At 72.5% G+C, this 18,551-nt stretch carries 17 protein-coding genes; 10 read left to right on the top strand and 7 right to left on the bottom strand.

What is annotated here, in order from left to right:
* The first annotated feature begins 6 nt into the window (after positions 1–6).
* The 4 genes from ACYVHU_RS08285 (at position 7) to ACYVHU_RS08270 (ending at position 5,384) form a co-directional block, all read left to right on the top strand.
* Entirely contained in the window at positions 7–1,206 is a 1,200-nt protein-coding gene (locus ACYVHU_RS08285) for a glycoside hydrolase family 18 protein (RefSeq protein ID WP_078762697.1), read from the top strand.
* A gap of 77 nt (positions 1,207–1,283) precedes the next feature.
* Positions 1,284–3,011, top strand: a complete 1,728-nt coding sequence (gene sppA / locus ACYVHU_RS08280) for a signal peptide peptidase SppA (protein WP_078762696.1) — start codon at positions 1,284–1,286, stop codon at positions 3,009–3,011.
* Between the two features lie 59 nt (positions 3,012–3,070).
* Positions 3,071–3,532, top strand: coding sequence for a flavin reductase family protein (locus ACYVHU_RS08275; protein WP_078762834.1), 462 nt, complete (start codon positions 3,071–3,073; stop codon positions 3,530–3,532).
* A gap of 358 nt (positions 3,533–3,890) precedes the next feature.
* On the top strand, positions 3,891–5,384 hold the full coding sequence (locus ACYVHU_RS08270) for a serine/threonine-protein kinase (protein WP_078762695.1): 1,494 nt from the start codon (positions 3,891–3,893) through the stop codon (positions 5,382–5,384).
* Between the two features lie 30 nt (positions 5,385–5,414).
* Here ACYVHU_RS08270 and ACYVHU_RS08265 read toward each other — a convergent pair whose 3' ends face one another.
* From ACYVHU_RS08265 to ACYVHU_RS08240, 6 genes are all read right to left on the bottom strand, one after another.
* Entirely contained in the window at positions 5,415–6,329 is a 915-nt protein-coding gene (locus tag ACYVHU_RS08265) for an ABC transporter substrate-binding protein (protein WP_078762694.1), read from the bottom strand.
* Between the two features lie 38 nt (positions 6,330–6,367).
* A complete protein-coding gene (locus tag ACYVHU_RS08260; RefSeq protein WP_078762693.1) occupies positions 6,368–7,042 on the bottom strand; it encodes an ABC transporter permease in 675 nt (224 codons plus the stop codon).
* A complete protein-coding gene (locus tag ACYVHU_RS08255; RefSeq protein WP_078762692.1) occupies positions 7,039–7,752 on the bottom strand; it encodes an ABC transporter permease in 714 nt (237 codons plus the stop codon). The genes ACYVHU_RS08260 and ACYVHU_RS08255 overlap by 4 nt, the downstream gene beginning before the upstream one ends.
* On the bottom strand, positions 7,749–8,897 hold the full coding sequence (locus tag ACYVHU_RS08250) for an ABC transporter ATP-binding protein (RefSeq protein WP_078762691.1): 1,149 nt from the start codon (positions 8,895–8,897) through the stop codon (positions 7,749–7,751). Before ACYVHU_RS08250 ends, ACYVHU_RS08255 begins: the two co-directional genes overlap by 4 nt.
* A 128-nt stretch (positions 8,898–9,025) precedes the next feature.
* Positions 9,026–9,682, bottom strand: coding sequence for an HAD family hydrolase (locus tag ACYVHU_RS08245; protein ID WP_200813683.1), 657 nt, complete (start codon positions 9,680–9,682; stop codon positions 9,026–9,028).
* Between the two features lie 57 nt (positions 9,683–9,739).
* Positions 9,740–10,456, bottom strand: coding sequence for an NUDIX hydrolase (locus ACYVHU_RS08240; protein WP_078762690.1), 717 nt, complete (start codon positions 10,454–10,456; stop codon positions 9,740–9,742).
* Between the two features lie 170 nt (positions 10,457–10,626).
* Between ACYVHU_RS08240 and nadA the strand changes: the two genes are divergently transcribed.
* Together nadA and ACYVHU_RS08230 are read left to right on the top strand one after the other, a co-directional pair.
* Complete coding sequence (gene nadA, locus ACYVHU_RS08235; protein WP_235001053.1) at positions 10,627–11,625, top strand: quinolinate synthase NadA; 999 nt, start codon at positions 10,627–10,629, stop codon at positions 11,623–11,625.
* A gap of 234 nt (positions 11,626–11,859) precedes the next feature.
* Positions 11,860–13,284, top strand: coding sequence for an RNA polymerase sigma factor (locus tag ACYVHU_RS08230; protein ID WP_432938800.1), 1,425 nt, complete (start codon positions 11,860–11,862; stop codon positions 13,282–13,284).
* Positions 13,285–13,306: 22 nt separating this feature from the next.
* Here ACYVHU_RS08230 and ACYVHU_RS08225 read toward each other — a convergent pair whose 3' ends face one another.
* Positions 13,307–13,909, bottom strand: a complete 603-nt coding sequence (locus ACYVHU_RS08225) for a TetR family transcriptional regulator (RefSeq protein WP_498948024.1) — start codon at positions 13,907–13,909, stop codon at positions 13,307–13,309.
* A gap of 225 nt (positions 13,910–14,134) precedes the next feature.
* Here ACYVHU_RS08225 and ACYVHU_RS08220 point away from each other — a divergent pair, with 225 nt between their 5' ends.
* From ACYVHU_RS08220 to ACYVHU_RS08205, 4 genes are all read left to right on the top strand, one after another.
* Positions 14,135–15,148, top strand: a complete 1,014-nt coding sequence (locus ACYVHU_RS08220; RefSeq protein ID WP_432938797.1) for an MBL fold metallo-hydrolase — start codon at positions 14,135–14,137, stop codon at positions 15,146–15,148.
* 230 nt (positions 15,149–15,378) lie between these two features.
* On the top strand, positions 15,379–16,662 hold the full coding sequence (locus ACYVHU_RS08215; protein WP_078762684.1) for a glycosyltransferase family 4 protein: 1,284 nt from the start codon (positions 15,379–15,381) through the stop codon (positions 16,660–16,662).
* 77 nt (positions 16,663–16,739) lie between these two features.
* Positions 16,740–17,423 (top strand): class I SAM-dependent methyltransferase, encoded by a 684-nt coding sequence (locus ACYVHU_RS08210; RefSeq protein ID WP_498948022.1) that lies wholly within the window; start codon positions 16,740–16,742, stop codon positions 17,421–17,423.
* A complete protein-coding gene (locus ACYVHU_RS08205) occupies positions 17,420–18,499 on the top strand; it encodes a prenyltransferase (RefSeq protein WP_432938791.1) in 1,080 nt (359 codons plus the stop codon). Before ACYVHU_RS08210 ends, ACYVHU_RS08205 begins: the two co-directional genes overlap by 4 nt.
* The last annotated feature ends 52 nt before the right edge of the window (positions 18,500–18,551 follow it).

Below are 18,551 nucleotides of genomic sequence, written 5' to 3'. Positions count from 1 at the left end.
ACGCCGGTGCGAATCGTCGGTTACTTCCCTCAATGGGGCATTTACGACCGCCACTACTTCCCGCGCGACGTCCACGCCAGCGGGCAGGCCGCCAAACTGACCCATCTCATCTACGCCTTCGGTGAGCTGGACGAACGCGGACGCTGCGTCATGACGGAGGAGGCCACCGGCGACGCCTGGGCCGACTATCAACGCCGCTTCTCGGCGCGGGAGAGCGTCGACGGACGCGGCGACACCTACACCCAACCCCTGGCCGGTAATTTCAACCAACTTCGCAAACTCCGCAAACGCCATCCCCATCTGCGGATCGGGATCTCGTTCGGTGGCTGGAACGCCTCGCGTTACCTCTCGAACGCGGCGCTGACCCCCGAGTCACGCACGGCCTTCGCCGAGTCGGTGATCTCCACCTACTTCGACGGTGACCTGCCCGTCCTGGACGGTGAACCCCAAGGTGGCCCGGGCGTGGCGGCCGGCATCTTCGACGCGCTCGACTTCGATTGGGAGTGGCCCGGCTCGGCCGGCCATGACCACAACGTGGTGCGCAGCGAGGACCGCCGCAACTTCACCCTGTTGCTGGCCGAGACCCGTCGCAGACTCGACATGTTCACCGAACGCACCGGCCGGACCGTGGAGATGAGCGCCTACCTGCCCGCCGACCGCGCCCGGATCGAGGCGGGGATCGAACCCGAGGTGTTCGACCACCTCGACTTCGGCATCGTGCAGGGGTACGACTTCAACGGCGACTGGGACCTCACCACCAACCACGCCTCGCAGCTGTACACCCCTCCCGACGACCCCTCCCCCGACCGCCTCAGCGTGGACACCGGCGTCGTCAACTACCTGGAGATGGGCGTCGCCCCCCATCAGCTCCTCATCGGTGTCCCCGGCTTCGGCCGCGGGTGGCGCGGTGTCCCCTCGGGCCGCAACGGGCTGTACCAACGGGCGCGGGGCATCGCCCCCGGCCGCTGGGAGCCGGGTGATGAGGACTACAAGACGCTCGCCAAGCGGCCCGGACGGCGTTTCCGCGACTCGGAGTACGGCTCACTGTGGCTCTACGACGGTGACGAGTTCTGGAGCTACGACGACCCCGAGCTGATCCGGCGCAAGGCCGCCTACGTCCGCGAGCTGGGGTTGGGCGGGCTGAGCCTGTGGTCGCTGGACAACGACGACGCGCGGGGCTCCCTGGTACGGGCCATGCGGGGGTGAGACGCCGGGCGCGGCCGGGAACGGAAACCGCCGCGCGCGCCGCACCGTGCCGCGCGGGCACCCACTAGCCTGTGGACATGGTGGATGTCGTGAAGCTGTTGGAACCCGTGTCCAGGATCCGGCACCGGCGCACCGCGCCCCTCGTCCTCGAACTCGACCTGACCGAGGAGCTCGCCGAGGAGGTACCCGGCGACCCGCTCGGCCAGTTCGTGGCCATGCGCCGGCAGCGGCTGAGCGATGTCGTCGAGGGCCTGCGCCGGGCGGAGCGCGACCCCCGGGTCAAGGCGCTCGTCGCCCGGATCGGTTCGCGGCCACTGGGGTTCGGACGGGTCCAGGAACTACGCGAGGCGATCGCCCGCTTCCGCCGTTCGGGCAAACCCACCGTGGCCTGGAGCGAGTCCTTCGGCGACTTCGGCCCGGGGACCGTCCCCTACTACCTGGCCAGCGCGTTCGAGGAGATCGTGCTCCTGCCCTCCGGCACCGTCGGGCTCACCGGGCTCAGCCTGACCACCAGGTTCGTGCGCGAGGCCACCGACAAGATCGGCGTCGAGTACGAGGTGAGTGCCCGGCACGAGTACAAGACCGCCCTCAACACCTTCACCGAGCGGGGCTTCACCGAGGCCCACCGCGAGGCCAGTTCCCGGATCGTCGAGTCGCTGAGCGAGCAGGTGGTCCAGGCCGTCGCCGAAGGGCGCGGCCTCGACGTCGAGGAGGTGCGCTCCCTTGTGGGACGCGGACCGTTCCTCGCCGCGGAGGCGCTGGACGCCGGTCTCGTCGACCGACTCGGCTACCGCGACGAGATCTACGCCGAGCTGCTCGGCCGCTTCCGCGGTTCCCTCTCGGGGGCCGGGTCCGAACCCGCCCACCTCCAGTTCGTCTCCCGCTACCAGCGGATGCAGTCGCTGGCGGGGCGGGTTCCGGCGGTGCAGCGGGGTGACCAGGTCGCCCTGGTCACCGGCATCGGCCAGATCGAGCCCGGCCGCAGCCGGCGTTCTCCCCTCGGCGGGCTCACCATGGGCTCCGACACGGTGGCCGCCGCCCTGCGCGCCGCCCGGCGCGACCCGCACGTGCGGGCGGTGGTGTTCCGGGTGGACAGCCCGGGCGGCTCCTACGTCGCCTCCGACATCATCCGGCGGGAGGTGCGCCTGACCGAGGAGGCCGGCAAGCCGGTGGTGGTGTCGATGGGCGATTTCGCGGCCTCCGGCGGCTACTTCGTCGCGGTGGGCGCGGGCACCATCGTCGCCCAGCCGGGAACCCTCACCGGCTCCATCGGCGTGTTCATGGGCAAGGTCGTGCTCTCGGAGCTGTTGCGGCGCGTCGGGGTCGCCAGCGACTCCGTCGACTACGGCGCGCACGCCGGCATGTTCGGCAGCGACCACAGGTTCAGCGCCTCGGAGTGGGAGCGGGTGAACGCGATGCTCGACCACATCTACGACGATTTCACCGCCAAGGTCGCCGAGGCGCGCGGGAAGTCACGGGAAGAGGTCCACGAGCTCGCCCGGGGACGGGTGTGGACCGGCGCGGACGCCGCGGCCCACGGGCTCGTCGACGAGCTCGGCGGGATCGAGACGGCGGCCCGCCTGGCCCGCGAACGGGCCGGACTGCCCTCGACGACCCCGTTGCGCCCCTTCCCTCGTCCCAACCCGTTGGAGCGGCTGGTGCCGGCCGAGTCCAGCGAGGACCGCGGGGCCGCGGTGACCCGGATCCGGCTGGGCTCGTGGGGGCCGTTGGCGGGTGTGTCGGCCCTGCTGGGCCTGCCGGCCGCCGGCCCGTTGGTGCTGCCGGGCACCTGGGAGATCCGGTGACCTCCGGCGATCCCGCGCCCGGGACCGGGACGGTCGCCGAGGCGGAGTTCACCTCGGCGATGTCCCGGTTCGCCACCGGGGTGACCGTGGTGACCGTCGCCGACGGCCGTGACGACATCGGCAGCACGATCAGCGCCTTCGCCTCGATCTCGGTGGATCCGCCGCTGGTCATGGTCAGCGTGACCGCCACCAGCTACGTCACCGAGGTCATCGACCGCCAGCGCAGGTTCGCCGTGAACGTGCTGCGGGAGCGGCACCGGGCGATCGCCGGCCGCTTCGCGGCCGAGGGACGTCCCAGCGCCCGGCTCCTGCTGGCGAACGAGCCCCACCACCGTGGGGAGCACAGCGGGGCACTCGTCCTCGACGAGGCGCTGGTGTCCCTGGAGTGCGCGGTGACCGAACGGGTGGCGGCCGGGGACCACGTCGTCTACCTGGCCGCGGTGACCGCCATACCCGTCGCCGGGGCGTTGGGGGAGGCCCCTTTGATCCGCTACGCGGGCAGGTACCGCGCTCTGGGGTGAGCGAAACTCTCTAGAGAGGACCTTGTTCCCCCCAGCTGCGTGATGTCGTTGCGTCGTCACGGCTAGTGCCGCTGGGGTGACCTTCGCAGTCCAATGGTGACATGGACGGTTTCATCACCTTCTTGGGAATCATCGCCGTCGGATTGGTGCTCGCCGCGATCCTGTGAGACCGCCGCCGCGCCTCCGCGCCACCCACCGCCACCGGGGCCGGTGGGTGGCGTCGTTCTGTCCGGTCACGGCCGTGGATCGTCGACCGTGGCCTCCCGCCCTTGGAAAGGGCGGAGCGCCGTCCTATCGTTTCGGCATCAGCGCCCTCCACGCCAGAGCGGGCGCCCACCGACCCCCTGCGAGCGGCCCCATGTCGACGCACGACGCAGCCGGACAGGACATCGTCGCCGGACGCTACCGGCTCACGCGGCGCCTCGGCCGCGGCGGGATGGGACAAGTGTGGCGGGCCGATGACCTGCTGCTCGGTCGCCCCGTCGCGGTGAAGGAGATCCTGCTGCCCGACGGTCTGTCCGAGGCCGAGCGCCGCGAGGCGCACGCGCGCACCCGGCGCGAGGCGCGGGCCGCGGCCCGGCTGCGCCACCCCTCGATCGTGACCGTCCACGACGTGGTCTCCCACGGCGGACATCCGTGGATCGTCATGGAACTCGTCGAGGGGCTCTCGCTCCAGGAGACGGTACGGGCCGAGGGCCGGCTGGCCCCCGAACGTGCCGCGCGGATCGGTCTGTCGCTGATCGAGGCGTTGGAGCGCGCGCACGCGGCCGGGGTCCTCCACCGGGACGTCAAACCCGCCAACGTGCTCCTGGAGGAGGGGGGCCGGGCCGTGCTCACCGACTTCGGAATCGCCCTGGTCGACGGAGATCCCGCCATCACCAGGGAGGACGCCCTGCTGGGGTCCCCGTCCTACATGTCACCGGAGCGGATACGCGGGGAACCGGCCACGGCGGCCGCGGACGTCTGGGGGCTGGGCGCCACCCTGTTCGCCGCGGTGGAGGGGCATCCCCCCTTCGAGCACGCCACGTTGCACGGCACGATCGCCGCCGTGCTGTTCGATCCGCTTCCGCCGATGCCCCACGCCGGAGTCCTGGCCCCCGTATTGGCCGGAATGCTCACCAAGGAGCCCGCACGGCGCAGCGATATCGTCCGGACCCGCACGGAACTGCGGCGGGCGCTGGAGACGCCGGCGTCAGCGGCCCTTCCGGCGGTGCCGTCCGCCACCGGGCCCGATCCCGTCCCGCCTCCGCTCCCGGCGCGCCGGCTCCGTGGACGGCGCGGCGTGATCGCGGGGGCCGGGGCGCTGCTCCTGTCGGCCCTGCTGTTCCTGGTACCGCAGGTGCGCGCGGAACTGAGCGGCGCGTTCGCTGGAGGCGGGCCCGAGGGGTTCCAGCGGGTCGGCCACGAGGACGGGGAGACGCGGTACGAACTGTCCGTCCCCGCGGACTGGACCCGGGACCTTCGGGGAGGACCAGCGCAGGGAGGCGACCTGGCCTACGCGGGCACAGCGGGAGAGTACCTCTACGTGCTCCACCACGGCACCGCCCCGGCCGGAAGCGACACGCTCGACCGTCTGCTGCTGACCGAGGAGTGGCAGCGGCGGAATTTCGAGGAGCATCGGCGGGTGAGCCTGGAGCGGCTCGACGACCGCGACCTCGAGGGCGACTGGTCCAGGCTGGTCAGCACCTACCGCGACCCCCGGGGCGGCTCCGTGCGCGGTTCCGTGGTCACCGCGCACATCGACGCCGAGGGAGAGCTGTTCGAGCTGGTGCTCTACCTCACCGATACCGAACCGGCCGACCGGATCGACCTCGCGCACGAGATCGCCGAGTCGTTTTCGAGCGGCTCCTGACCGGCCGGCCGGGGCGTGGGCCGGCGCGCGTCAGGCGAGCCCGACGCTGGCGAGCCAGTCGGCGGCGACCGCGTCGGGGTCCTCGTGGTCGACGCTGACCCGACGGTTGAGTTCGGTGAGGGTCTCGGTGGTGAGCTCGGCCGACACCGCGTTCAGCGCGGCCCGCGCGGTGTCGTCGAGGGCGTCGCCGCGGACCAGCGGGGTGACGTTCTGCGATCCGAACAGGTCGCGGTCGTCCTCCAAGACGACGAAGTCGTTGGTGGCGATCGCCGGGTCCGTGGTGAACAGGTTGGCGATCTGGACGTCGCCGTCGCTCAGGGCCTGCGGGACGAGCGAGACGTCCAGCGAGCGGAAGTCCGCGAACTCCAGTCCGTACTCCTCTCGCAGGCCGACCACCCCCTGGGTCCGGGTCTCGAACTCCGGCGGCCCGCCGAGCACCAGATCCCCCGCGACAGCGTCGAGGTCGCTGATGGTCCGCAGGTTCTCCCGCTCCGCGGTCTCGCGGGTGACGGTCAGCGAGTCCTTGTTCTGCGCCGGGGAGGAGTCGAGGATCTCCAGTCCCTCGGGCAGCCGCTCCCGCAGCGCGGTGTTGGTCGCCTCGGTGTCGGCGGACTCGGCGTCGGGGTCGAGGTGGAACAGGATGGCGCCGTTGTACTCGGGGAACACGGTCAGGTTGCCCGCCTCGATCTGGTCGTAGTAGACCTCGCGGCTGCCGATGTTGAACCGCGTCTCCACGGTGACCCCCTCGGCCTCCAGCGCCTGGGCGTAGATGTTGCCGAGCAGGGTGCTCTCGGGGAAGTCCGCGGAACCGACGACCACCGCGCCGGAGGGCGCGCCGGAGGCGGAGCCGCCCTCCTCCTCGGCGTAGGGGTCGCTACCGCCGCCGCAGGCGGTGAGCAGCAGCAGCGCGGTACCGGCAACGGCCGACCTGGCCAAAGGACGCATGGGACACCTTCTCTTTCGGGAGGACGGGAACGTCGGACTCAGCTGCCGGGAGAGCGCCGCAGGCCGGGGGCCACCAGGAAACGGCGCAGCAGGTAGAACAGGGCCGCGACGAGCAACGCCATCACCACGACGAGCAGCGCGCCACCGGCGACCATCTCGAACTGGCGGCGGGCCTGACCGTCGACGATGAAACGGCCGAGTCCGCCGATCCCCACGTAGGCGGCGATGGTGGCGGTCGACACCACCTGGATGGCCGCGGTGCGCAACCCCACCAGGATCAGCGGAAGCGCCACGGGCAGTTCGACCCGGAGCAGCACCTCACGGCCGCGCATGCCCATGCCACGGGCGGCGTCGCGCACCTGGGGGTCGACGCCGCGCACGCCCTCGTAGGTGTTGACCAGGATCGGTGGCACGGCGAGCGCGACCAGGGCGGCCATGACCGGCACCAGCCCGATGCCGGCGGCCAGGACGACCAGCATCAGCACCCCGATGGTGGGCAGCGCGCGGGCGACGTTGGCGAGGGAGGCGGCGAGGAAGCCGCCCCGCCCGGTGTGGCCGGTGAGCAGCCCGATCGGCACCGCGATCAGCGCGGAGAGCAGCAGGGCGAGCCCGGAGTAGCCGAGGTGTTCGGCGAAGCGCGCGGGGATGCCCGCCGTCCCGCTCCACTGTTCGGGGGCGGACAACCAGTCGGTGACCCACAGCAGGACGTTCACGCGTTCCCCCCTTTCGCGGCGCCGACGGTCCGGGGCCGGGCGCGTGCCACCGGGTCCCGGTCGCGTGTCCACGGGGTGAGGGCGCGCTGGGCCAGGACGAGCAGGCCGTCCACCACGAAGGCCAGGGCGACCGACAGCACGATGCCCACGACGATGGGGGTGGGGAACTGCCTGCGGAACCCCTCGGTGAGGATGAGCTGCCCCAGTCCGCCGATGCCGACCAGCGAGGCGACGCTGACCATGCTGATGGTGGCGACCGCGGCGATCCGCAGCCCCGCGACGATCACGGGCAGGGCGACGGGCAGCTCCACCTGGATGAGCCTGCGCAGCGGCCCGAACCCCATGGCGACGGCGGCCTGGCGGACGTGGTCGGGCACCTGCGCCAGCCCGCTGACGACGTTGGGGACCAGGATCGCCAGCGTGTAGAGCCCCAGCGGGATGATCGCGGTCCAGGCGCTGAACCCGGTGTAGGGCAGGAGCAGGAAGAACAGGGCGATGGAGGGGATCGCGTAGAGCACGTTGACCCCGGTGAACACCGGCGGGTAGAGCGGGCGCCAGCGCGCGCAGGCGATGCCCAGGGGCAGGGCGAGCAGCAGCCCGAGCAGGAGCGGCGCGAAGGACAGGTAGAGGTGTTCCAGGAGCCGGGTCCCGATGGGGTCGTCGAGGTTGCGGGTGATCCAGTCCCAGTCGATCAGCGGTGCCCCGTTCATGGGCGCACCGCCCCGGCCGGTGGCGTCTCGTCGGTGCCGACGGCCCACAGGGCGTCACCGAGCTCGGCCTGGGCGACCACGCCGACGACCTTGCCGTCCTCGTCGACCCCCACCGCGCGTCCGGCCGGGGAGAGCACGGCGGCGTCCAGCGCGGCGCGCAGGGAGTCGGTGCCGACCCGGAAGACGTGGCCGTAGCCGACGGTGGCGAGGTCTCCCAGGGTGCTGCCGGGGGCGGCGCGGTCCAGGTCCAGGGCCCGGGCCCAGCCGATGGGCCGGTGTGCGGCGTCGACCGCGAGGAGCCACGGCTCCCCTTGGGCGCGGGCGATGGCGCTGGCCTCGCTGGAGGGCGTCTCGGCGGCGAGGACGGTGTCGCCGCGCAGCGCGAGGTCGCTGGCGGGGAAGAAGGACAGCCTGCGCACCCCGCGGTCGTAGCCGACGAACTCCTCGACGAACTCGTCGGCGGGCTCGGCGAGCAGCCGTTCGGGGGTGGAGAACTGGGCGAGGGTCCCGCCGGCGCGGAACACGGCGACGGCGTCGCCGATCCTGACGGCCTCGTCGATGTCGTGGGTGACGAACACGATGGTCTTGCGGAGCTCCTGCTGGAGCCGCAGGAGTTCGTCTTGGAGCCCGGTGCGCACGACGGGGTCCACGGCGCTGAAGGGCTCGTCCATGAGGAGGACGGGCGGGTCGGCGGCGAGCGCGCGGGCCACGCCGACGCGCTGCTGTTGGCCGCCGGAAAGCTGGTGGGGGTAGCGCTTGGCCTGTTCTGGGGCGAGGCCGACGACCTCCATCAGTTCGCGGGCCCGGTCGCGGGCGCGCCGCCGGGTCCAGCCGAGCAGGAGGGGGACGGTGGCGATGTTGTCGAGGACCGTGCGGTGGGGGAACAGGCCGGCCTGCTGGATGACATAGCCGATGGAGCGGCGGAGGACCGCCGGGTCCCGGTCGCGAACGTCCTGTCCGTCGATGGCGATGCGTCCGGAGGTGGGTTCGACCATCCGGTTGATCATGCGCAGTGACGTGGTCTTCCCGCTGCCGGAGGGGCCGACGAAGACGGTGGTCTGTCCGGTGGGGAGTTCCAGGGAGAGTTCGTCGACGGCGACGGTGCCATCGGGGTAGCGCTTGGTGACGCCCTCGAAGGTGATCATGGGTGTGGGCCGTGTCCTCTATTCCGGCTGGTGGTGCTGCCGCCGATCGGTCATGAGGACGCTCGTTCCCGATACGCACCGATTAAAACGATTCGGACGAATCGTTATCCTATCGAATTAGTAGGGAACTACCGTCGCGCCGCGACCCAGCCGGGGAGCTCGGCCAGGCTGTCCACGATGACGTCGGCGCGCGCGGCCTCGGGCAGCTCCGAGTGCAGATAACCCCACGGGCCACGGCGCAGCAGCGCCGCGCACATGCCCGCCTCCTTGGCCGGGAGCACGTCGTTGTCGACGCGGTCACCGACGTAGAGGATCTCCTCGGGGGCGTTCCCCGCCTCCTGGGCGACCCGGGCGAAGAAGGCGGGGTCGGGCTTGGCCACCCCCCACACGTCGGAGATGTGGATCGCGTCCACCGGCAGCCCCATGGCCTCCAGGGCCGGCCCCGCCTGCACCGGCTGGTTGCCGGCGATGAGGACCTGGAGTCCCGCCTCGCGCAGCGCGGTCAGCGCGGGTCGGACGTCGGGGTACAGGTCCTCGGAGTCGAAGTTCTCGCGCAGCGAGCCGGGCTCCTCCTCGCGCCAGGCCGCGATCTCGGCCTCCAGGTCGAACCCCGGGCGCACGAGCCGGAAGGCGTCGATCAGTGGACGGCCCGCCGCGGCCATGGCCCCCAGGGCGCCGAAGAAGGTCAGGTGCGGCACGCCGAGCCTGTCGGCCCACCGCCCGAACAGCCGGGTCTCATCGATCAGGGTCTCGCCGACGTCAAGGACTACGCTGCGGATGTTCACGGGCAAGGACGCTAACACAGGGGCCGGGGACGGGCCGGCGGCCCCGGCCTTCGGGCCTCACCCCTGCGGGGGTCGCAGCACCGCGAAGGCGTCGGTGATCTCCAGGCTGCGCGTCCGGAAGCGGAAGAGCGCGGCGGGGCGTCCACCGGAGCGGCCGGAGGGCACCGAGCGACCGGTCTCCTCGATCTGGCCGCGCCGCAACAGCACGCGGCGCAGGTTCGTGGCGGCGACGTCGTGCCCCAGCGCGGCCCGGTAGTAGCGCGACAGCTCCGACATCGTGAACTCCGGGGGGGCCAGCGCGAACCCGATGTTGGTGTAGGACAGCTTCGCGCGCAGCCTGCGCCGTGCCGAACCGACGATCGCGGCGTGGTCGAAGGCCATGCAGGGCAGTTCCGCGGCGGGGTGCCAGGCCGTGTCGTGGGGCACCACGGGGTCGATGCCGGCCGGCACCAGGCCGAGGTAGGCGGTGGCGAGGGTGCGGCCACCGGGGTGGCGCCCGGGTTCGCCCCTGGTCTCGAGCTGTTCGAGATGGCTGAGGTCGCGTACGTCGACCTTCTGGGCGAGCTGGCGGCGGACGGATTCGCCCAGTCCCTCGGTCGCGCCGAGTCGTCCGCCGGGCAGCGCCCAGCAGCCCTCGAACGGTGGGAGCGCGCGGCACCACAGCAGGACCGAGAGCCGGTTCTGGCGGATCTGGAAGACCACCGCCAAAACCTCGTGGGCGGCGCCCCCGTCCTTACCGGTCGCGGCGCTCGACACGACCGCGGATCCGCCCACGGGTCCTTCCGTTTCCCCCTGGGCCACCCCTGTTCCTCTCATGACTCACCATGTTAAGCTGCGTCGAGTTTTCGCCTGGAAGACGAAAACCAGGTGCGGCGCTATCGACGCACCCGCGCCACCGCCCGATCGCCGGCGGCGGGCGTTCCACCTCACGGAAGAAGAAGGACATGGCAACGGTCACCGCTTCGGCGGGCACACCGAATCTGCGGGAATGGGCCGAGGAGGTCCGCGCACTGGCCGAGGAGCGCGACGCGGTCATCCTCGCGCACAACTACCAACGTCCCGAGATCCAGGACGTGGCCCACCACACCGGCGACTCCCTCGCCCTGTCGCGCCTGGCGGCCCAGGTCGAGGCGAGCACGATCGTCTTCTGCGGCGTCCACTTCATGGCCGAGACCGCCAAGATCCTCTCGCCGGACAAGACCGTCCTGCTCCCCGACCCCGGCGCGGGGTGCTCGCTGGCCGACACGATCACGGCCGAGGACGTGCGGGCCTGGCGCGCGCAATATCCCGACGCGGTCGTCGTCGCCTACGTCAACACCACCGCGGCGGTCAAGGCCGAGACCGACATCTGCTGCACCTCCTCCAACGCCGCGGACGTCATCCGCTCCATCCCCGAGGACCGGGAGATCCTGTTCCTGCCCGACCAGTTCCTCGGCGCGCACGTCAAGCGGGTCACCGGCCGGGAGAACATCCACGTCTGGATGGGCGAGTGCCACGTGCACGCCGGCATCGACGGGCACACCCTGCGCGAACGGGTCGCCGCCGAGCCCGACGCCGAGGTCTACGTCCACCCCGAGTGCGGCTGCGCCACCTCGGCGCTGTACCTGGTCGGCTCGGGCGCGGTTCCCCAGGAGCGGGTGAAGGTGCTGTCCACCGGCGGCATGCTGACGGCGGCCGAGCGCACCAGCGCCGGCAAGGTCCTCATCGCGACCGAGACCGGGATGTTGCACCAGCTTCGGGCGGCCAACCCGCACACCGTCTTCGAGCCGGTCAACCCGCGCGCCGAGTGCCACTACATGAAGATGATCACCGCGGAGAAGCTGCTGACCGCGCTCCGCGAGGGCACGACCGAGATCACCGTCGAGGAGGACGTGGCCGCGCGCGCCCGCTCCTCCGTCGAGCGGATGATCGCGATCGGCTCCCCCTCGCGCGGTGGCGAGTAGGGGCCTTCCCGCGCCGGTGCCGGTTCTCCGCTCGGCACCGGCGCATCGGCGGGGCGGGGAGAGGGGGCCCGGACGGGTAGCGAAGGTAAGGGCCATCTTCCCTTCCCGTCACATCTTCTCGAACCCGCAGCACAGAACGCCTGTCCCCGGCTAGCGTCGTCGGACAACTCCGGCGTTTCACCCCACGGATCCGCGTGGGCAGCCGCGTGCCGTGAACGGGTTGGGGGAGGAACCGTGACCGCGCGACGAGGACCGGTCCGGCACGGCGCCGAGGACGACGTGCCGTTCGCCGTCATGCTGCGTGAGGGACGCGGCCACCGGGAGTACTACGCCCGGTTCGCTCCCCCGCTGTACCGGTACTGCTGGTCGCTGCTCGGCCCCTCCTCCACCGCCCTGCCCGACGCCCCGGGCGAGGCCACGCGCGAGGCCCTCGTCGCCTCGGTGGAACTGCTGCCGCTGCTGCGCGACCGCGCCCAGCTGCGTCCCTGGCTGTTCGCCCTGGCCCGGACCTCCTGTCAGCGGCGTGGCTTCGCCCCGGTCTCCCCCTACGCCGGGCTCGCGACCGTCGAAGCCGAGCGCCCACTGGTCGAGACGATGCTGCGGATCCCGCCCAGCCACCGTGAACTGCTGGAGCTGTACCTCCGCCACGGCCTGTCCCCCTCGCAGATCGCCCTCATCCTCGGACTCGACGCCGAGACGGCGGGCGAGCTGTGCCGGGCCGCCGCCCGCAGGGCCATCGAGGTCCTGTCCGAGCACGCCCCCCGCCCCGCGCGGCCCGGCGCCGGACCGTGGGCCCTGGTCGACGTCGCCGACCTGATGAGGCTGCTGGTCCCGCCGGGCCCTCCCGAAGGGCTGCGCGAACGGGTCATCGCCGCCTGCACGGCCGTGGGACGCGCCGAGGAGCGCAGGGGCGCGGCGGCCCTCATGCGCCCCCTCGGCCCCGACGGATTCCCGTTGCACCGTGACCGCGCCCTGGCCGGCGGGAGCGCGCCCGTTCCCGAGGAGTCCCCCCAACGCCCCGACGAGACCACCTCCGTCGCCGCGGACCGCATCACCACCTTCGACGTCACCGGCCGGCACGCCGCCGAACCCGTCGCCGAGCTCGCCCCCGACGCCGCGCCACGCCCCTCGGCGGAGCGGGGACCCGGAACGCGCTGGCTCACCCCGATCTTCGCCGGTTTGAGCACGGTCGTCATCGCGCTCGCGCTGTGGATGGCCGGGACCCTCCTCGGGGAGGGCCCGACCACGGTCACCGGAACACCCCCCTCGGCTCCGGGGATCTCCACCGGATCGTCGGCGGGCGTCTCGAACTCCGCGGTGCCCGACCGGCTCCCCGCTCCCGGAAACAACGGCGCGGGCGCGGACGAGGTGACGGTCGGCGCCGCCACGGTCGCGCCCCCACCGGTGTCCCCGGCCGCCTCCCCCGCCCCCATGGGCACCTCTCCCGCCCCGGAATCCTCCCTCCCCGCAACGGGCGGGGGCACCGAGCCGGCACCGAGCGGAGGAGGGACCGCCGGGGAGGCGCTCCCCCGGGCTCCCCAGCCCTCGGAACCCCCCTCCGACGCCCCGGGGCGACCGGAGGAGGGGCAGGACGGCTCCGACGACCTCGTGTCACGCTGGCTGGAGGACCTGCTCGGTCTGCTCGGCCCCCGCGGTTGACGCCGGGGCCGGGCGCCATGGTCTATAGATCGGCGAGCAACGGCCCCGCGGCCACCTCGAGATGGCGCTGCACCCGGTCGATGTCGCGATGCCCCTTGAGGATCTCCAGCAGCTCGAAGACCCAGACGCTCGCCAACGCCCCGACCCGGACGTAGCCGTCGCTGTCGCGGTCGGGCTCCTGTCCCCCGTCCCCCGCTCCGGCCCGGGTGGCCACCCGCCACAGCAGGTCGGTGATCTGCGGCCCCACGTCGGTCCTCACCTCGGCCATGATCAGGGACCGGACGAGCGCGTCGGCGAGCTCGGGCTCGCGCATGAGACCGCACGTGGCCCGCATGAGCACGTCCACCGCCCGGCCCGCGGCGTCCTCCGCGGTCGGCGGCCTGCGGGCGATCCCCTTCTCCAGGAGCTGGAGCTCCTCGGTGACGACCGCGACGACGAGATCCATCTTCGACGGGAAGTAACGGTAGAGGGTGCCCAGGGCGACCCCGGAGCGTTCGGCGACCGTCCGCATCTGCATGGCCTCGACTCCGCCACGCAGGGTGAGGGCCGTCGCGCTGCGCACGATCCTGCGCCGACGCTGGTTCTGGTTGCGCGCGCGCCGTCCAGCCGGCGCCTGGACCACCACGGTGTCCCGTCCCCCTCGTTGTCCGGCCGCGTCCACGGCGGCACCGGCCGTCCCGGACCGTCCGATCGGGGGTGCTCCACAACGGTCCGTCCTGTCTGGAAATTGTAATCCCCGCCCCCGCCTGCGAGGAGTCCGCGCAGGTCGGAGGGGCGTCCAGGTCCGGTCGACCGAAGAATCGGAACCTGTTCTAGAATTTGACTCGGTTTCCTTCTGGAAAGGGCGGCCATGCGGGAGATCCCTCCGGTCGAGGACCTCGGCGACGGCGTGTGGAGCATCCCCGTCCCCATCCCCGGCAACCCCCTCGGCTACACCCTGGTCTACCTCTTGGAGGCGCCGGGCGGACCGGTCCTCGTGGACGCCGGCTGGCACCACGAGGAGTCCTGGCGGGCGCTCACCACGGGTCTGGAGCGCGCCGGGACCTCCGTGGCCGAGGTGCGCGGGGTGGTGGTCACCCACTTCCACCCCGACCACGCCGGTCTGGCCGGGCGGGTACGGGAGGCCTCGGGAGCCTGGATCGCGATGCACCACGCCGACGCCGCGGTGATCCGCCGTCTGCGGACCCGGCACGAGGCGCAACGGTGGGAGGAGGAACGCGCCCGGCTCCGTCGCGCGGGCGCGAGCGAGGACGAGGCGCGCGCCGCCACCGATCCGGCACTGCGCGTCGACCCGCCCGCGCAACCCGACCGGGAGCTCTCCGACGGCGACCTGGTCGACCTGCCGAAGCGGACGTTGCGCACGGTGTGGACGCCCGGCCACTCCCCGGGCCACGTCTGCCTGCACCTGGAGGAATCGGGCCGGCTGTTCACCGGGGACCACGCGCTGCCCCGGATCACCCCGCACATCGGGCTGTACCCCTTCGACGACCCCGACGCCGACCCCCTCGGCTCCTTCCTCGACTCGCTGGACCGGCTCCGCGGACTCGACGCCCACCAGGCCCTGCCCGCGCACGAACGGCGCTTCGGGGGCGTCGCGACGCGGGCCGCCGAGATCGCCGCCCATCACGAGGAGCGCCTGGACCGCCTGCTGGGCCTGCTCGACGGCGAGCCGGCGACCCTGTGGGAACTGGCCGCCGCGCTGGGATGGAGCCGGGACTGGGCGCTGATGCCCCCGGCCTCCCGCCGGATGGCGGCCGCCGAGACCTCCGCCCACCTGCGCGTGCTGGAGCGGCGAGGCGCGGTCGTGGTGACCCGCAGCGCCGACGGGGTGCTGGGATGGCGGGCCCGCGACCCGGTGCGGTGATCGGACCGGCCGCGGAAAACCGCTGACGGAAATGAGTTTTGCGGTCGATCGTCACCTCTCATCCCGCAAAGGGCGTCACCGTAAATTCGCCCGGAAAAGTCAGGTATTAAACTGACCGGTAATGTCCGGGGCGTGTGACGAACGAGGTGATCCGTTGACCCGACTGGACGCGACGGTGTCCACCACTCCGCCCCCGCCCCGCCCCTCCGCGCCCCCGATGGGTTAGTGCCATGCCGCAACACGACCGTCCCCTGCGCATCGCCCTGTTGTCCTACCGCAGCAAGCAGCACTGCGGCGGGCAGGGAGTCTACGTTCGCCACCTCTCCCGCGAGCTGGCGGCCCTCGGACACCACGTCCACGTGTTCTCCGGACAGCCCTACCCCGAACTCGACGACGGCGTGAAGCTGGAGAAGGTCCCCAGCCTCGACCTGTACAACGACGCCACCCCCTTCCAGGCGCCTCCGATGCGGGAGTGGCGCGACTGGATCGACGCCCTGGAAGTCACCACGATGTGGACCGCGGGCTTCCCCGAACCCCTCACCTTCTCGCTCCGGGCGCTGCGCGAGCTACGCCGCCGCCGCGGCGAGTTCGACGTCGTCCACGACAACCAGACCCTCGGCTACGGCCTGCTCGGCCTGCGGTCGGCGGGCTTCCCCCTGGTCACCACGATCCACCACCCCATCTCGATCGACCGGCGCATCGAGCTGGAACAGGCGGAGGGCTGGACCCGGCTGTCCAAACGCCGCTGGTACGGCTTCGTGGGCATGCAGGCGCGGGTGGCCCGCCGGCTCCGGCCGATCCTCGTGCCCTCGCGCTCCTCGGCCGACGACGTCGCCCGCGAGTTCGGCGTGCGCCGCGCCGACATCGAGGTCGTCCCCCTCGGCGTGGACACCCGCTTCTTCCACCCGCGGCCGGAGGTGCCCCGGGTCCCCGGCAGGATCGTCTGCGTGGCCAGCGCCGACAGCCCCCTCAAGGGCGTCTCGACCCTGCTGCGCGCGGCGGCCAAGCTCGCCACCGAACGCGACGTCTCCCTGACCATCGTCAGCCGTCCCCGGCCCGGCGGGGACACCGACCGGCTCGTCGACGAACTGTCGCTGCGCGACCGGGTCACCTTCGTCAGCGGGCTCGACGACACCGAACTGGCCCGGCTGATCGCCGCCGCCCAGGTCGCCGTCATCCCCTCGCTCTACGAGGGCTTCTCCCTGCCCGCGGTGGAGGCCATGGCCTGTGCCACCCCGCTCGTCGCCAGCCGGGCGGGGGCGTTGCCCGAGGTCGTCGGCGAGGACGGCCGCGCCGGCCGGCTCATCACCCCCGGCGACCCCGAGGAGCTCGCGGCGGCGGTCGGCGCCCTCCTCGACGACGACGCCGAACGCGCCCGCATGGGCGAGGCCGCCTGGCAGCGGGTGCAGGAACGCTTCACCTGGCGCGCGGTCGCCGAGGCCACCGCGCGCCGTTACGCCGCGGCCGTCGAGGCCGCCCAGGCCCGACCGAGCGGCCTCGGCCCCCGGCTGTAGACCACGCAGACGATTCGAAGGAGCCCCCACTGATCACCGTCGACTTCTCCCTCTTCCCCGTCGGTCCCGGCCACCGCGTGCTGGACCTGGGCTGCGGTGGCGGACGGCACGCCTTCGAGGTCTACCGCCGCGGCAGCGACGTGGTGGCGTTCGACCAGAACGAGAACGACCTCGCCGACGTCGCGACGATGTTCGCGGCCATGCGCGCCGAGGGCGAGGCCCCCCACGACGCCTCGGCCGAGACCGTCAAGGGCGACGCGCTGGACATGCCGTTCGAGGACGCCTCCTTCGACCGGGTCATCGCCGCCGAGATCTTCGAGCACATCCCGCACGACACCGCCGCGATGGCCGAGCTGTACCGGGTGCTCAAGCCGGGCGGGATCGCCGCCGTCACCGTCCCCAGCTGGCTGCCCGAACGCATCTGCTGGGCGCTGTCGGAGGAGTACCACACCAACGAGGGCGGCCACATCCGGATCTACACGCGCACCGAGCTGGAGGCCAAGCTCAAGGCCACCGGCTTCGAGATCGGTCCGCACCACCACGCGCACGCCCTCCACTCGCCCTACTGGTGGATCAAGTGCGCCGTGGGCACCGGCGACGACGATCACCCGTTGGTCCGGGCCTACCACCGTCTCCTCGTCTGGGACATCCTCAAGGCGCCGAAGGCGACCCGCGTCACCGAGCGGCTCCTCAACCCTCTCATCGGCAAGAGCGTGGTCGTCTACCTCCGCAAGCCGACCGGCGCCGGAAACGCCGAATGACCTCACGCGAGCTGCCAGAGCTGCCCGGCGTCCTCAGCGCCGACGACATCGCCCGCACGGCGCGCTACCTGCTCACCACCCAGGAGCGGTCCGGGGCGATCCCCTGGTTTCCCGGTGGCCACCTGGACCCCTGGGACCACGTGGAGTGCGCGATGGCGCTGTCGGCCACCGGGCACCTGGAGGCCGCGGAGCGCGCCTACGACTGGCTGGCCTCCGTGCAGGACGCCGACGGGTCGTGGCCGGCCAAGTACGGCGGGGGGCGGGTCGTCAACCCCCTCCGCGAGGCCAACCACGCCGCCTACCTGGCGGTCGGTGTCTGGCACCACCTCCTGATCAGCGAGGATGAGGCGTTCGCCGAGCGGATGTGGCCGGTGGTACGCGACGCCATCGGGTTCGTGCTGGGCCTGCGCGGCGGGCGCGGCGAGATCCTGTGGGCGCGCGACCCCGACGGCAGCCCCGGCGACCACGCGCTGCTCACCGCGTGCGCCAGCATCCACCAGGCGCTGCGCTGCGCGTCCCGCCTTGCCGTGCGCCTGGGACGGCCGCGGCCCGAATGGGACCACGCCGCCGCCCGCCTGGCCCATCTCATCGCCGAACACGAGCCGTTCTTCGCCGACCGCGGCCGCTACTCGATGGACTGGTACTACCCGATCCTGGGCGGGGCGGTGCGCGACGCGGCGGCGAAGGAGCGCCTGGCCCAGCGCTGGGACACCTTCGTCGTGCCAGGGCTGGGCATCCGTTGCGTGAGCGATCAGCCCTGGGTCACCGGCGCCGAGACCTCGGAGCTGGTCCTGGCGCTGGCCGCGATGGGCGAGACCGACCGGGGCGCCGCGCTGCTGGCCGACATCCAGCACCTGCGCGACCCCGACGACGGCGCCTACTGGACCGGGTACCAGTTCGCCGAACAGGTCAACTGGCCGGTGGAGCGCAGCACCTGGACGGCCGCGGCGGTCATCCTGGCCACCGACGCGCTGTGCGAGGCGACCCCCGGCGCCAGGGTGTTCACCGACACGGCCGGGGAGGGCTCCGCGGCGGTGGACCCGGCCTCCTGCGGCTGTCCGACGACCGGGGGCTGACCCCGCGGCCGGCCCGTTCCGGAAACGGCCGAGGGGCCGGGGAGCGTGTGCT

The sequence above is a fragment of the Marinactinospora endophytica genome (assembly GCF_054780875.1).
Note: the sequence above shows the minus strand (reverse complement) of the source record. Positions and strands in the feature narration are given on the sequence as shown.